Below are 13,074 nucleotides of genomic sequence, written 5' to 3' on the forward strand. Positions count from 1 at the left end.
GTCGAGATCGTCCTTGTCCCATTCGATGGTGGTGCGGTCCTCCATCGCCGCATTCATGATCGGCGCGATCTCGTCCAGCCGGTCGCGGGTGATGACGAAGCCGCCGCTGTGCTGAGTGAGGTGGCGCGGAAAGCCGGCGAGCTCGCCCGCCATTTTCAGCGCGAGCGCGAGCGACGGATCGGACGGGTCGAGGCCGGCGGCGCGAACGCAGGTCCCGTCGATCGGCATCGTCCCGTGTCCCCAGGCCGTGCCGTTCAGCGCCGTGATCACGTCGTCGGAGAGGCCGAAGACCTTGGCCGTTTCGCGGATCGCCGAGCGGGTGCGGTAGGTGGTCACCGCCGCGGCGAGGCCGGCGCGCTCGCGGCCGTAGCGCTGATAGATGTACTGGATCACCTCCTCGCGCCGCTCGTGCTCGAAATCGACGTCGATGTCCGGCGGCTCGTTGCGCTCGGGCGAGACGAAGCGCTCGAACAACAGATCGAAGCGCGCCGGATCGACCTCGGTGATCCCGAGGCAGAAGCAGACGGCCGAATTGGCGGCCGAGCCGCGGCCCTGGCACAAAATGCCGCGCGAGCGCGCGAAGCGCACGATGTCGTGCACGGTGAGGAAATAGGGCGCGTAGTCAAGCGTGGCGATCAGCACAAGCTCGTGGGCCAGCGCCTCGCGCACGCGCTCCGGAACGCCTTCAGGGTAGCGCGCCTTGGCGCCCTCGAACGCGAAGGCTTCGAGCGCGGCCTGCGGCGTCGCGTAGCCTTCGCGCAGCTCTTCGGGATAGCGGTGCGCCAGTTCGTCGAGGCTGAAGGCGAGTCCGTCGAGAAAGCGGATTGTCGCTTCGACCGCCTCCGGCGCCTCGGCGAACAGGCGCGCCATCTCGCGCGGGCTTTTGAGATGCCGCTCGGCGTTGGCCTGCGTGAGCTTTCCGGCGGCCTCCAGCGTCACGCCTTCGCGGATGCAGGCGACGATGTCGGCGAGCGGGCGCCGCTCGGGCGCGTGCATGAGCGCGTCGTTGGCAGCGAGAAGCGGCGCGTCCAGTTTCCTGGCCAGGCCCATGCGCTTCGCCAACGCCCCGCGCATGTCCTCGCCGTAAGTCAGGCTCGCGCCGATCCAGAGGCGCGGGCCGAAGGCGTCGCGGAGACGTTTCAGGACTTGGCTTTCGCTCTGCGTGGAATGTGGCATCGCCACCACCTGCAGCCCTTCGCCATGCTCCAGCAGATCATCGAGGCGAAGCCAGCACTCGCCCTTCGGCGCGCGCAGGTTGCCTGCGGTGAGGATGCGGCAGAGGCGGCCGTAGGCCGCGCGGTCCCTCGGATAGGCGACGAGGTCCGGCGTTCCGTCGTCGAAGGAAAGCCGCGCGCCGGGAACGACCCGCATGCCTTCCATCGCCGTCCGGTTCTCGCGCGCGAACACATGCGCGCGCACGACGCCGGCGAGCGTGTTGCGATCGGCGATTCCGAGACCTGCGAGCCCCAGCTGCGCCGCCCGCGCGACCATCTCCTCCGGATGCGAAGCCCCGCGCAGGAAGGAAAAGTTCGTCATCGCCGAGAGCTCGGCGAAACGGGGCTCAAGCCGGATCACGGACCCCTGCCTGTTGCACGCGAGGAAAGGCGACAGCCGGTCTGGACTGCGCCTGTTCAATTTTTGTTCCCGTTTTGGATCGAAAGGCAGGCAGAGTCAAGACGCGGGCCGTCGTGTCTTGAGGCGCTACGCCTCGCTCATGGCGCGAGCGCTCCTATGATCGCTACAGCGTAGCGATGGCGACCGCGAGCGCGGCCACGACCAACGCGCCAGCCAGGACGAGTTGAGAAGCTTCAGTCATCATTCCGACGCTCCTTCCCGGGGCGAGCCGTCGAAGGCCGTTCGTCCAAAGAGGTCGTTACACTCCCGTATGAACGCCGCCGGCAAAGACCCCCAGAAGCCACAATACGACCAGGACAATGACCACGAGGCCAAGCGCGCCTCCGAGCCCGGGGCCGCCGTAGCCTCGGTAACCGTAGTAGCCGCCCCCGCCGCCGAGGAGGATGATGATGAGCAGGATGATCAGGATCGTCGTCACGGGCTTATGTCTCCTTCTGCGCCCCTGGCGACTTCGCGTCGCCGCCTCAAGAACGCAGGTCTCGGCGCTGGCGTTCCTTCGGGCGGACCGAGACGCGAGAAGGGATCAGCCGAACACCCCGTGCACGAACCATTTCGCGCGGCTCGTCTCGCGGCCCCAGAGGCCTTCGCGGTAGAGCCAGAAGCGGCGGCCTTGAGAATCCTCGGCGCGGAAATAGTCGCGCGTCGGGCCGCCCTCGCGGCGCCACCAGGGCGGCGCGATACGCTCGGGGCCCTCGATGGCGGCGACGTCATGCAGCACGCGCCGCCAGCGGAAGCGCAAAGGCGGCCCGTCGGGCACCTCCGCCAGCGCATCGATCGGCTCGGGGCGGACGAAGAGCCGCAGGGGCCGCGCGGGAGCGCGTTGCTCGTCCTCCTCGGTCGCCCCCCGGATCAAGTCCGGGGGTCGCGCGACCCCTTCTCCCTGAGGGAGAAGGGGCGCACTCCCCTCCCCGCGCCTGCGCGTCTCATCAAAAATCGCCGGCGCCGCCGCCTCGGCGAGCTCGGGCAGGTGCGCCTCGACGAGGCCGCGCCGCGTCACCGCGTGCGCCCCCAGTCGCGCGCTCAAGCGATCGATGAGGTCGGCGAGCGCACGGGCGCGTTCGGCCTCGTGCGCGCGCTCGATCTGGCTTTGAGACGGCGCGAGCGGCTCGGCGGTCAGACACGCAAGGCGCATGAGGTCGACGCCGAAGCCGGCGTCGATCGCGTCCTCGTGAGGGCTCGCGAGCTTTTCGGCGAAGAGCCGCACGATCGCCCGGGCTTCGTTGAGCGGCCGCGAGGCGCCGACCGCAATGCGGCGCACGGCGCCGTCGACGCGATAGAGGGAAAGCTCGACCCGCCGCGCTCCCTTCGCCTGCCGCTCGAGCAGCACGACGAGGTCGTCGGCGAGCTTCTGCAAGGAGACCTCGATCGCCTCGACCGTCTGGATGGGCGAGGCGAACCGCCGCTCGGCGAGAAAATCCGGTGGGGCGAAGCGCGGCGCGATCGAGACGCGCTGAAGGCCTTTGAGCTCATCGAGACGCGCGACCGGCAGCGCCCCGAACCGCGCCGTGATCGGCGCGCGCGGACGCAACGCGACGTCGCCGATGCGCCTCAGGCCGGCCCGCGCCATGTCGGCGACGGTTTTCTCGTCGAGGCCAAGGGCTGCGAGCGGCAGGTCGTGGAAGAGTTTGGCGAAGGCTTTTTCGCTTAAGGCTTCCGGCGCGATCTTCTGCCCCGAGAAGCGGGCGAGCGCAAAAGCCGCGCGCGGGTTGTCCGCGACGCCGGCGAGCACGGTGATCCCCTGCGCGGCGAGGCGCGCTTGGGCGTCCTCGACGAGCCCCGCCTCGCCCCCAAAGAGATGCGCGACGCCGGAAATGTCGAGCATCAAACCGTCGGGACGATCGAGCGCCGCGAGCGGCGTGTAGCGCGAGCCCCAGTCGCAAATCCGCTCGAGGAGCCGCCGTTCCTCCATCGGATTCGCCTCGACGACGACGAGGGCGGGATGACGCGCGCGCGCATCCGCAAGCGACAGGCCGACGGTCAGGCCGAGCCGCGCCGCGGCGGCGTCGACACAGACAAGGCGCTCGGCCTTGCTGATCCTGGCGACCGCCGCAAGCGGCAGGGTCCGATCAACGGCGCTCAGACGCCGCGCGCGGTCGGTCGCCAGACGAGGCAGCCAGAGCGAGAGAAATCGCCGGGTCGTCAAAAGTCCTCTCCTCGTACCGCCATTCGAGCCGCACCGCCCGGGCTGGGTCATGCGTCTGGCGCCGCGATCGCTGATCGCGGCCGACGCGGTCCAATAGGGCGTCCGGAAGGACGCCCGTCTGTCGACGGGCTATGGGGCGTTCGGAAGAACGCCCGTCTGTCGACGGGCTATCGACCGCGTCTCCAATCGCCTCCCCCGTCGCGCGCGCCTTCACGAGCCGCGCCGTGCAGGCGAACGGCCCTGGCAGGTCGCGTCCCGCCGCCGCCGGGCTTTTCGTGCTCGGCGCGGCGGCGATCTCGAAGCGCGTCACGGCGGCGGTGGAAAGTTTTTCCGCCTGGCCGTAGGCGCTCGCCAGCACGAGAAGCGCCGGCGTCCCGCCCTTTCGCGCGGCCATCAGGAGGCGGCGGGAGGCCATCAGTCCGTAGCTCTTTAGGTTCCAGATCTCGGCCACCACCGCAGCGGGGGCGCCGCATTTCAGCGCCTCCTCCATCGCCCAGAAGGCGGAGGCGGCGTCGGGAGCGGAGACGAACACGAGGCGGTGGAGCGGCAGCCCGTGGGCGACGAGGCCCGGCCCATAGAGCGCGCCCGCCTCGAGGCTCGCAAAGCTTTCGCCGATCAGCAGCGCCGAGGCCGGCCGGCGGTCGAGAAAGCGCGCCGCGAGCGCGAGCGCGAAAGCCATCGCCGTCGGCCCGTCGGCAGGCGCGGCCGGGGCGATCTCATGCAGGCCGTCCTCGGAAAGGCCGCCGCCGAGCGCGAAATCGAAGGCGCGCGCGAGCGGCGCGCGCCGAGGGTGCCGCGCCTCGGCGGCGGGCGAAAAGCCCGCTTTCGCTTCGATTTCGGCGATGACGCGGCGCAAACGCGCCGCCTCCGCCCTGCCGCTCGGCGACATTCGGTTTCCACGTCCGTTTTCGTACTCACTTTGTTCTTGTTTTGAGCCGATATGGGGAAGGAGTCAAGGGGAGCCCGCGTCGGATAGGCGTCGTCACCCGGAGGGCCGCAGCGAAAGCGAAGGAGCACCGGAACGGCGCTTGACGACGGCGAGCCGACGTGGCCGCCGCGCTACGCGATGCGTGTATGCTCTAGGTCGCCGACCGCATCGGCGGGCTCAGCGAGCCCGTCCTACAAGCAGGCCTGCGGCGCCGCCCAGCAGGCCCTCAACCCTCCCGAGCCGCGATCAGCGCTCTCATCCGCTCGGCGTCCTCCGGGGTCGCCGGGTTATAGATCACCATGGCCAGGTCCGGCCGGCCGTCGACGGCGAAGGCGGAATAGTCCATCGAGAGCGTGCCGCCCAGCGGGTCGCGCATCGTTTTCGCCCCTCCGCCGTGGCTCTGGACGTCGTTGTCGCGCCACAGCCGCTCGAAGTCGGGGCTTGCGCGGGAAAGCTCGTCCACCAGCGCCTTCACCGCCTCGACGGCGCCGGCGCGCGCCGCGTCGGCCCGGAACGCCGCGACCACGAAGCGGGCGACGCTCTCCCAGTCGAACTGCCGCTCGCGCACCCTGGGCTCGCAGAACATCATGCGCAGGACGTTGCGCTGATGGGCCTCGAGCGCGCCATAGTCGGTCAGCACCGCCTCCGCGGCGCGGTTCCAGGCGACGATGTCCCACATCGCCGTCTTGATGAGGGCCGGACTCAAGGGCAGCGCGTCGAGCACCCGCTGCAGCCGCGGCGTGACCCCTTCGACCGCCTGGTAACGCACTTCGGGCGGGCGGCCGAGCGCGATCAAAAAAAGATGCTCGCGCTCGACCTCGGTCAGCATCAGCGCGCCGGAAAGCCGGTCGAGCGCGTCGGCCGAAGGCGCGCCGCCCCGGCCTTGCTCGAGCCAAGTGTACCAAGTCGCGCTCACGCCCGCGCGCTGCGCCACCTCCTCGCGCCTGAGGCCCGGCGTGCGGCGCCGCGTGAGGGCGAAGCCAAGCGCGGCGGGATCGAGCTTTTCCCGACGGTCCCTCAGATAGGCGCCGAGCGGATTGGCGTCGACGGCCGCCGCGCTCATCCTGTTAGTCATTATACCTCTATAAGATCACACATTTACCGGGATAGAATAGCAGCGCATCATGAGGCCGTCCAACCCTGGAGACGGCTTCATGCGTATATTCGTCACTGGCGCGAGCGGCTTCATCGGCTCGGCCGTCGTTGCGGAGCTGATCGGCGCCGGCCATTCGGTCCTCGGCCTCGCCCGCTCGGACGCCAACGCCGAAAAAATCGCCGCCGCGGGCGCCGAGGTCCATCGCGGCTCGCTCGAGGATCTCGAAAGCCTCAAGCGCGGCGCGACTCAGGCCGACGGCGTCATCCATTGCGGCTTCATTCACGACTTCTCCAAATTCGCCGAGAACTGCGCGATCGACAGGCGCGCGATCGAAGCCTTTGGCGAAGCGCTCGCGGGCTCCGATCGCTCGCTGCTCGTCACCTCGGGCGTCATGATCAAGGCGGCGGGATCGATCGCCACGGAGGAAGACCCGGCCGTTCCGGCTTCCGACGCCTATCCGCGCGCCTCCGAGGAGACAGCCGTCGCACTCGCCAAGCGCGGGCTCAGGGCGGCGACCGTCCGCCTTCCTCCCACGGTGCACGGCCTCGGCGAGCACGGTTTCGTTCCCATGCTCCACGCCATCGCCCGCGAGAAGGGCGTCTCCGCCTATGTCGGCGAAGGGCTCAACCGCTGGCCCGCCGTCCACCGTTTCGACGCGGCGCGCGTCTATCGCCTTGCGATCGAGCGTGGGGCTGTCGGCGGACCCTTCCACGCCATCGCCGACGAAGGCATTCCGTTCCGCGACATCGCGTCGGCGATCGGCCGACTGTTGAACGTCCCGGTCGTGAGTGTAGCGCCCGATGAGGCTCCGAGCCACTTCGGCTGGTTCGGGGGCTTCGCCGGCTGGGACGCGCCGACGTCGAGCGCGCGCACGCGCGCCCTTCTCGGCTGGGCGCCGAAGGAGCCCGGGCTCATCGCCGACATCGATCAGCCCGGCTATTTCGCCGGCTGAACGGCGCGACAAGACAGGTAGGAGAGACCCATGCGCATCTTTGTCACCGGCGCCACCGGCTTTGTCGGCTCGGCCGTCGTCGCGGAATTGATCGGCGCCCCGCATTCGGTCGTCGGCCTCGCGCGTTCGGACGCCGCGGCCGACAAACTCGAGGCCGCCGGCGCCGAGGTCCATCGCGGCTCGCTCGATGATCTCGACAGCCTCAGGCGCGGCGCGGCCGGGTCCGACGGCGTGATCCACTGCGCTTTCATCCACGACTTTGCGAATATCGTGGAGAGCAGCGCCATCGACCAGCGCGCCATCGAAGCGATCGGTGAAACCCTCGCCAACTCCGAGCGGCCGTTCATCGCCACCTCGGGCGTGGCGCTCCTTCGTCCCGGGCAGGTCTCGACGGAAGAGATGGTGCGGCCGCCGGGCGGATTTCCCCGCGTCTCCGAGGAGGCCGCGCTCGCCTTCGCGCCTCTCGGAGTCCGCGCCATGGCGGTGCGCCTGCCGCCGACCGTGCACGGTGAGGGCGACCACGGTTTCGTGCCGCGTCTCGTCGCCATCGCGCGCGAAAAGGGCTCGTCGGCCTATGTCGGCGACGGGCTCAACCGCTGGCCGGCCGTGCACCGGCTCGACGCCGCGCGCGCCTACCGCCTCGCCCTTGAGAATGGAGAGTCCGGGAGACGCTATCATGCGATCGCCGAGGAGGGCGTGCCGTTCAGGGCCATCGCCGCGACCATCGGCAAACGGCTCGATATCCCGGTCGTCAGCGTGACGCCCGAGAAGGCGGCGGAGCATTTCGGCTGGTTCGCGATGTTCGCCGGGGTCGACACGCCTTCGTCCAGCGCGCTGACACGGGAATGGCTGGGATGGCGCCCGACGGAGCCCGGCCTGATCGCCGACCTCGACCAGCCGTACTATTTCTGCGGCTGACCGGCTTGGTCGCCTGTACGGGGCAGCGATCTGCCCTAATTCGTCGCCGCGGCCAGCACGATCGCGGCGCAGGCGAGCGCGTCTGACAGGGCCTCGTGGTGGTTGAGGGCGATGCCGAGTTCCCGGCAGACGTCGGGCAGCTTGGTCGGGTATATGGCCCAGGTCCGGCGCGCCAGTTGCACCGTGCACCGGAACGGCAGCGCCGGCGCGCTCAGCCCGTAGGCGGCGCAGCAGGCGTTCAGCACGTTGCGGTCGAACGATGCGTTGTGGGCGGCGAGAAACGTGGCGCCATCGAGAAGGACGGAAATCTTCGGCCACAATGTCCCGAAGTCATCGGCTTCCGCCACATGCTTCCATGTCAGACCGTGAATGAAGGTGAAGCGGAATTCCCGCGTCGGCGGCCGGATCAGATGGACGGCGGTCTCGACGATCCGGCCGCCCGCGATCTTGACGAGCCCGACCGAGCAGGCGCTGTCGGCGCGATAGGTCGCCGTCTCGAAGTCGATCGCCACGAAATCCGCGAGAGAGCCCGGATCGCTCGCCTGCTCCGCGCGGCGCCGCGCTGAGGCGCCCCCCTGCCTGTCCATCTGTCGCCCCGTCCGATTCGCTCGCCGCAAGCTTACAGGGCGGGCGAGGACCGGTCAGCTCAGATAGGTCACGGCGCCGCTCTGCAAGTCGTAGATCCCGGCGACGATCTTCAGCTTGCCGTCCTTGACAAGGCCCGAGATCAGCGTGCTCGCAGCCGGCAGCCGCTCGGCCGTGCGAAGCGCGCTTCTTTTCGCGGTATTGTTGACGTAATCGCCCGATTCGCCGCGCACGGCGAGCGCGGCCGGCAGGATGGGCTCGATCATTGTGCCGATCGCGCCGGGGTAGGTCGCGTTCTTGAGCACCACGTCGCAGGCCGCCTTGACCGCGCCGCAGTTCGTATGCGCCAGCACGACGATCAGCGGCGAGCCGAGCACGGCCGCGCCATATTCAACCGTGCCGAGCGTCGCGGTGTCGACGAGATTGCCGGCGTTGCGGGCGACGAACAGCTCGCCCAGGCCGTGGCCGCCGAAGACCAACTCGGGCGGAACGCGGCTGTCGGAGCAGGCGATGATGGTCGCCCAGGGCGCCTGATGGCCCGCGACCTGCTCGCGCTGCTTGGCGAGGTCAAGCGAGCAGACCTCAGGGTGGCTCATGTAGCGCTCGTTGCCCGCCTTGAGCTCGGCGAGCGCTTGGTCGGAGGTCAGCGATGTCGGCGCGCCCTCCGCCGCATAAGCCGGCCGCATCGCGGCGGCGAAGGCCGCGGCGGCGAAAACCCCCGCCCCGAATCTCAAGAGATCGCGCCGCCCGACCGCGTTTCCCTCACACATCTCGCACACCACCACCCTCCCATTTTTTGGCCGACGCGACGCTACCAGCGCAGCATGACGCGCGCCAGACGGCGGAGCGCCTCAGCGTTGAACAGGCGCATCGTCCCCCGCCGCAGCGACATGCGACGACGGGACGCCCGCCCTTATGGACTTAGAGGATTATGATGCCCAATCCCGATCTGGACAGATCGGATCGCTCGAAGCTCCAGCAGCGGCTCGATCGCAAGCCCCTCTCCCGCCGCTGCTGGCTTAGAAAGTGGAACGGGGCCGCGAACTTGCGGCCCCGGCCGGCTTTGGCTCTTTACTTTGCGCGCTGGCTCTCGCCATGCGCCTTCTCGGTATGCTCGTGGGCGGTTTTGGAATGGCCGTGGGCCTTGCTCGATTCCTCGAGGCCCTTGCCGTGCTCGCCACGACTATGATGCTCCGCCGCAGTCCGATGGCTCTTGGCGGCGGTTTCGTGATGCTCTGCTGCCTTGGTGTGCGATTCCTTGGCCATGATTTGTCCTTTTCATGCTCGCGCCCCCGAACGTGAAACCGCCGAACGCAGGGATCGTTCCCATGGCGCGCGCAAACATGCGGCCCCGCGCTAGGACCCGGAGCGGCTCTCGGATAAAGAACGCGCTAATGAAAGTTTACCATCTCAACTGCGGGACCCTATGCCCGCGCGGCGGGGGGCTCTTCGGCGGAAAAGGCGGCCCCTGGGCGGTCGCGCCGATGTGCTGCCACTGCCTGCTGATTGAGGGCGAGGACGGGTTCATCCTCGTCGACAGCGGGCTCGGCGTGGAGGACGTCGCCGATCCCGGGCGGCTGGGAGTCCTCTTCAACGCGCTCGCGCGGCCGCGGCTCCAGGTCGCCGAGACGGCGCTGCGTCAGATCGCCGACCTCGGCTTCCGCATCGACGACGTCCGCCACATCGTGCCGACCCACCTCGACTTCGACCACGCCGGCGGCCTCGCCGACTTTCCCGCGGCGACGGTGCATGTCCACGCCGTCGAACTGCGCGCCGCCAAAAACCCCACGTGGCGGGAGCGCGAGCGCTATCGCCGCGTCCAGCTCGATGAGGTCGCCCGTTGGGACCCGATCGAGGTCGGCGGCGACGACTGGTTCGGGTTCACGTGCGTACGGGCGCTGCCGGGGACGCGCGACGACGTGCTGCTCATGCCGAGGTCGCGCCCGAGGGCGGCGTCGCGCCGGTCGGAATCCGGGCGTTCGAGTCGCTGGTGAATGTCGACAAACGCGCGCGCTTCGCCAACCAGAAGCGACTGCGCGAGCTTGCGACCCGTCACGGCGACGAGGTGAAACTCATCTCATCGCACGACCCGTCCGAGTTCGCCGCCTGTCGCCTGAGCGCTCAGCCGACCGCGACCGCCGGCTCGATCTTCGCGTGACGCCTGAGCAAAACTTCGTCGACCGCGTCCAGCGCGTCGACGAAGGCGACGGCGAAGCTGCCCGGCCCCTTGGCGCCCGCCTCGGCCAGTTCCGCGGCGACGGCGAAATGGACATGCGCCGCGACGAGGCCGGTCAAGGGATCCGGGGCGACCGAGGCATAGGCCGCCGCGAGCGCGCCGAGCGCGCAGCCGGTCGCCGTGACCCGCGTCAGGAACGCGCTGCCGCCGCCGATCCTGACGAGCACGACAGCCCCGCCGACCCGCCCGACCGCGTGATCGACCGGACCCGACGCCGAGACCGCCGCCGCATGGGCGAGGAGATCGGCGGCGGCCGGAACCGCCGCGGCCGGATCGGCCGACGAATCGACCCCGCGCCCCCCGCCTCCAAGTCCGGCGAGGCCGATGATCTCGGACGCGTTGCCGCGCACGATCGCCGGCCTGAATTGCAAGAGTTCCGCCGCGACCGCGCCCCGCCACGGCAGGCCGCCGGCCGCGATCGGATCCAGCACCCAGGGCTTCCCCGCCTTCTCAGCCGCGGCGGCGGCAAGGCGCATCGACTCGACCTGCGCCGCGGTCGGCGTGCCAAGGTTGATCAGCACCGCATCGGCAATGCCGGCAAAGAGCGCGGCCTCCTCCGGATTGTCGACCATCGCCGGCACCGCGCCGGCCGCGAGCAGCACGTTGGCGACGAAGTTGGTCGAGACGGCGTTGGTCAGCGCCTGAACCAGCGGATGCTTGGCGCGCAACGCCGCGTGGGCGGCGACGACGGCGTCGAGGGTCGGGGCGCGGGAGGAGGAAACGGTCATGGGCGGCTCGCATCCTTGTCTCAGGGACGATTGGCGCGAACATGGACGGTCTTCGCGCCCGGCGAAAGAGGGCGTCGTCGGCCGAAGCCTTGCATGGCGGCGTCACCTCTCGACCGGCGATGCCGAAGACCCGGATCGAGACCGAACCGCCTGCCCCGCCAATGACATTTGGATTTTCTTGGGCCTCCGCAGCCGTGGCCCGTAGCTCCGCAAAAACCCGCCGAAATCACGTTTGGATTGTCTTGGAATTCCTTGGATTCTCTCGTCCGGAATGCGCATTTTCAATGGGTTACGCGCGAAGCCGCACGATTTTTATTTATCCTGCGGCCCATCCCTGAGGTGAGCCGCGTCCCGTCCCGGAAGCCCTCGAATTCCAACGCGCCGTGTGTGATCTTCGCATGATCAGATCATACCGCGCTTTCTGCTTTTCCGCAATCACGAAATCGCGCTGTCGCCCTCGCCGCGAATGGAGAGTTAGCCCCTTGCCGCCAAAACAGAAAATCAAGCCGACCAGGGGTTCGAACCGGAACCGAACACGAGGCGCCTCTTGGATCGCGGATCGCAGGACCGGAGTCGACCCGTTGCGACCATTCGTTTGGAGCGATTGAACGTCGCGTATCGACGTATTGCGGACGTAGCAGATAGCGACCGCGGCCGGCACAAATGGGAAGGTAAGCGGCCTTTGGCCGCGCTAGCGTCTGTATTGGCTATTTTGGTCGTAGTTGGGCGATCCGACCGAACCCGCGGCATTCCAAACCATGTCGAGAACCGGCTTTATTTCGTTCTGAACGATGCCATCAAACGTATCGATGACAAGCTCGGGAATTATCACCGGATCGCGGTCGAATTGGGCAGCGGACGACCCCCACTTCGTTGCGATGTTCCACCCCTCGACGCCGATCATTGTGAACATAACGGCGACGGGTGGTGACACCCCAACACTTCCAAAAAGCTGCTTTCCCCTGTAAAGATGCTCGATGAACGCAGTTTCGAACGCGGGGCAAGGCAGGCTGTTTAGGCTATTGGCCTCGCCGGAAAATCCCGTTACGACTTCAACGCAGCCGTTGCGAAATACCTGGGCGTAGCGGGCTGCGGGCCTGTTTAGCGACGCGAGAAGTACGCCGTCAAGATTCATCGTCGGCGAGCCTCCACCCCCCAGAACGCCCACGAGTGGCGCGTGATTGCCCCAAAGGTGCTGAACATCGATTTGCTGCGGCGCAGTAAACGCCGAAAGCGGCAACAGATGAACAATCACCTTTGCACCCGCATCCAGTTTGACAGGGGTGTTCCCGCTAATGACTTTGCCTATCCTGTCGATGCGAAAGAGCCTCATCGACTCGGCGGCCGATGTGGACAAGACGAAGATTGATCTCAGCTCATCGACATCAATTTGATATTTACCGTTACTATCGCGTGAATAGAACCGAAACGCCTTCTGAAATGTGACTTGGTGCGGAGGATTCCAGCTTTTCGGAATTCGCATGACGATGGCGCGGTTGCCCGTTGACAGCTTGACCGCCGCAGTCTGAAGCCCGGTTATCGGCGGCCGTATTCCGTCGCGAGCAATCTGTTCGAGACGAAGAATCTCCCTATCGGGGTCGATCTTCGGTAGCCCTACAAGTTTCGTCGGTAGCCCGTTCACTTCTTCCATCCCGAAGACAAGATATCCGCCGCGCGCGTTGGCGAAGGAGCTTACGTCGTAGAGAAATTCCTTGCTGTCCCCGTCCGACAAGCCAATGGTCTCTATCTTGTAATCAACCTAGAAACGGCAGTTTGGTTTTGGCGTGAGGGCGAGAATCGCGCATTCTCAAGGGCATGAAGCGCGACTCTTCGTCTCCTTGGGCTCACCGGCC

At 67.8% G+C, this 13,074-nt stretch carries 14 protein-coding genes; 4 read left to right on the forward strand and 10 right to left on the reverse strand.

What is annotated here, in order from left to right; translation table 11 throughout:
- The 5 genes from ACLP25_RS05810 to ACLP25_RS05830 form a co-directional block, all read right to left on the reverse strand.
- Positions 1-1,536 (reverse strand): PHP domain-containing protein (locus tag ACLP25_RS05810; RefSeq protein WP_442468294.1); only part of this gene is annotated, 1,536 nt, incomplete at its 3' end.
- Positions 1,537-1,873: 337 nt separating this feature from the next.
- Positions 1,874-2,053 carry a DUF3309 family protein gene (locus tag ACLP25_RS05815; RefSeq protein ID WP_442468282.1) on the reverse strand — a complete coding sequence of 60 codons (180 nt, stop codon included), beginning with the start codon at positions 2,051-2,053 and terminating at the stop codon, positions 1,874-1,876.
- 105 nt (positions 2,054-2,158) lie between these two features.
- Positions 2,159-3,778, reverse strand: coding sequence for a Y-family DNA polymerase (locus ACLP25_RS05820; protein ID WP_442468283.1), 1,620 nt, complete (start codon positions 3,776-3,778; stop codon positions 2,159-2,161).
- On the reverse strand, positions 3,702-4,667 hold the full coding sequence (locus ACLP25_RS05825; RefSeq protein WP_442468284.1) for an ImuA family protein: 966 nt from the start codon (positions 4,665-4,667) through the stop codon (positions 3,702-3,704). Before ACLP25_RS05825 ends, ACLP25_RS05820 begins: the two co-directional genes overlap by 77 nt.
- A gap of 265 nt (positions 4,668-4,932) precedes the next feature.
- Complete coding sequence (locus ACLP25_RS05830) at positions 4,933-5,769, reverse strand: helix-turn-helix transcriptional regulator (protein ID WP_442468285.1); 837 nt, start codon at positions 5,767-5,769, stop codon at positions 4,933-4,935.
- Positions 5,770-5,860: 91 nt separating this feature from the next.
- Here ACLP25_RS05830 and ACLP25_RS05835 point away from each other — a divergent pair, with 91 nt between their 5' ends.
- The gene (locus tag ACLP25_RS05835; protein ID WP_442468286.1) at positions 5,861-6,754 is read left to right on the forward strand and encodes an SDR family oxidoreductase; all 894 of its coding nucleotides are present in this window, start codon (positions 5,861-5,863) and stop codon (positions 6,752-6,754) included.
- A 30-nt stretch (positions 6,755-6,784) separates the two neighbouring features.
- On the forward strand, positions 6,785-7,672 hold the full coding sequence (locus ACLP25_RS05840; RefSeq protein WP_442468287.1) for an SDR family oxidoreductase: 888 nt from the start codon (positions 6,785-6,787) through the stop codon (positions 7,670-7,672).
- A 35-nt stretch (positions 7,673-7,707) separates the two neighbouring features.
- Here the strand turns inward: ACLP25_RS05840 and ACLP25_RS05845 are convergent, their stop codons facing one another.
- The 3 genes from ACLP25_RS05845 to ACLP25_RS05855 all read right to left on the reverse strand — a co-directional run bounded on the left by ACLP25_RS05845 (position 7,708) and on the right by ACLP25_RS05855 (position 9,523).
- Positions 7,708-8,259, reverse strand: a complete 552-nt coding sequence (locus ACLP25_RS05845) for a 3'-5' exonuclease (RefSeq protein WP_442468288.1) — start codon at positions 8,257-8,259, stop codon at positions 7,708-7,710.
- A gap of 54 nt (positions 8,260-8,313) precedes the next feature.
- Positions 8,314-9,027 (reverse strand): carbonic anhydrase, encoded by a 714-nt coding sequence (locus ACLP25_RS05850; protein ID WP_442468295.1) that lies wholly within the window; start codon positions 9,025-9,027, stop codon positions 8,314-8,316.
- Positions 9,028-9,328: 301 nt separating this feature from the next.
- Entirely contained in the window at positions 9,329-9,523 is a 195-nt protein-coding gene (locus ACLP25_RS05855; protein WP_442468289.1) for a hypothetical protein, read from the reverse strand.
- 128 nt (positions 9,524-9,651) lie between these two features.
- On the opposite strand from ACLP25_RS05855, the gene ACLP25_RS05860 reads away from it, so the two are divergent.
- Positions 9,652-10,251, forward strand: a complete 600-nt coding sequence (locus ACLP25_RS05860; protein WP_442468290.1) for an MBL fold metallo-hydrolase — start codon at positions 9,652-9,654, stop codon at positions 10,249-10,251.
- Positions 10,248-10,415 carry a hypothetical protein gene (locus ACLP25_RS05865; protein ID WP_442468291.1) on the forward strand — a complete coding sequence of 56 codons (168 nt, stop codon included), beginning with the start codon at positions 10,248-10,250 and terminating at the stop codon, positions 10,413-10,415. The genes ACLP25_RS05860 and ACLP25_RS05865 overlap by 4 nt, the downstream gene beginning before the upstream one ends.
- Here ACLP25_RS05865 and thiM read toward each other — a convergent pair.
- Together thiM and ACLP25_RS05875 are read right to left on the reverse strand one after the other, a co-directional pair.
- Positions 10,379-11,221, reverse strand: a complete 843-nt coding sequence (thiM, locus tag ACLP25_RS05870) for a hydroxyethylthiazole kinase (protein WP_442468292.1) — start codon at positions 11,219-11,221, stop codon at positions 10,379-10,381. The two genes, ACLP25_RS05865 and thiM, sit on opposite strands and share 37 nt — an antisense overlap.
- A 691-nt stretch (positions 11,222-11,912) precedes the next feature.
- Positions 11,913-12,953, reverse strand: a complete 1,041-nt coding sequence (locus ACLP25_RS05875) for an AlbA family DNA-binding domain-containing protein (protein ID WP_442468293.1) — start codon at positions 12,951-12,953, stop codon at positions 11,913-11,915.
- Positions 12,954-13,074 lie beyond the last annotated feature (121 nt).

Origin of the sequence: Roseiarcus sp. (genome assembly GCF_052145395.1) — a bacterium.
Classification (GTDB): domain Bacteria; phylum Pseudomonadota; class Alphaproteobacteria; order Rhizobiales; family Beijerinckiaceae; genus Roseiarcus.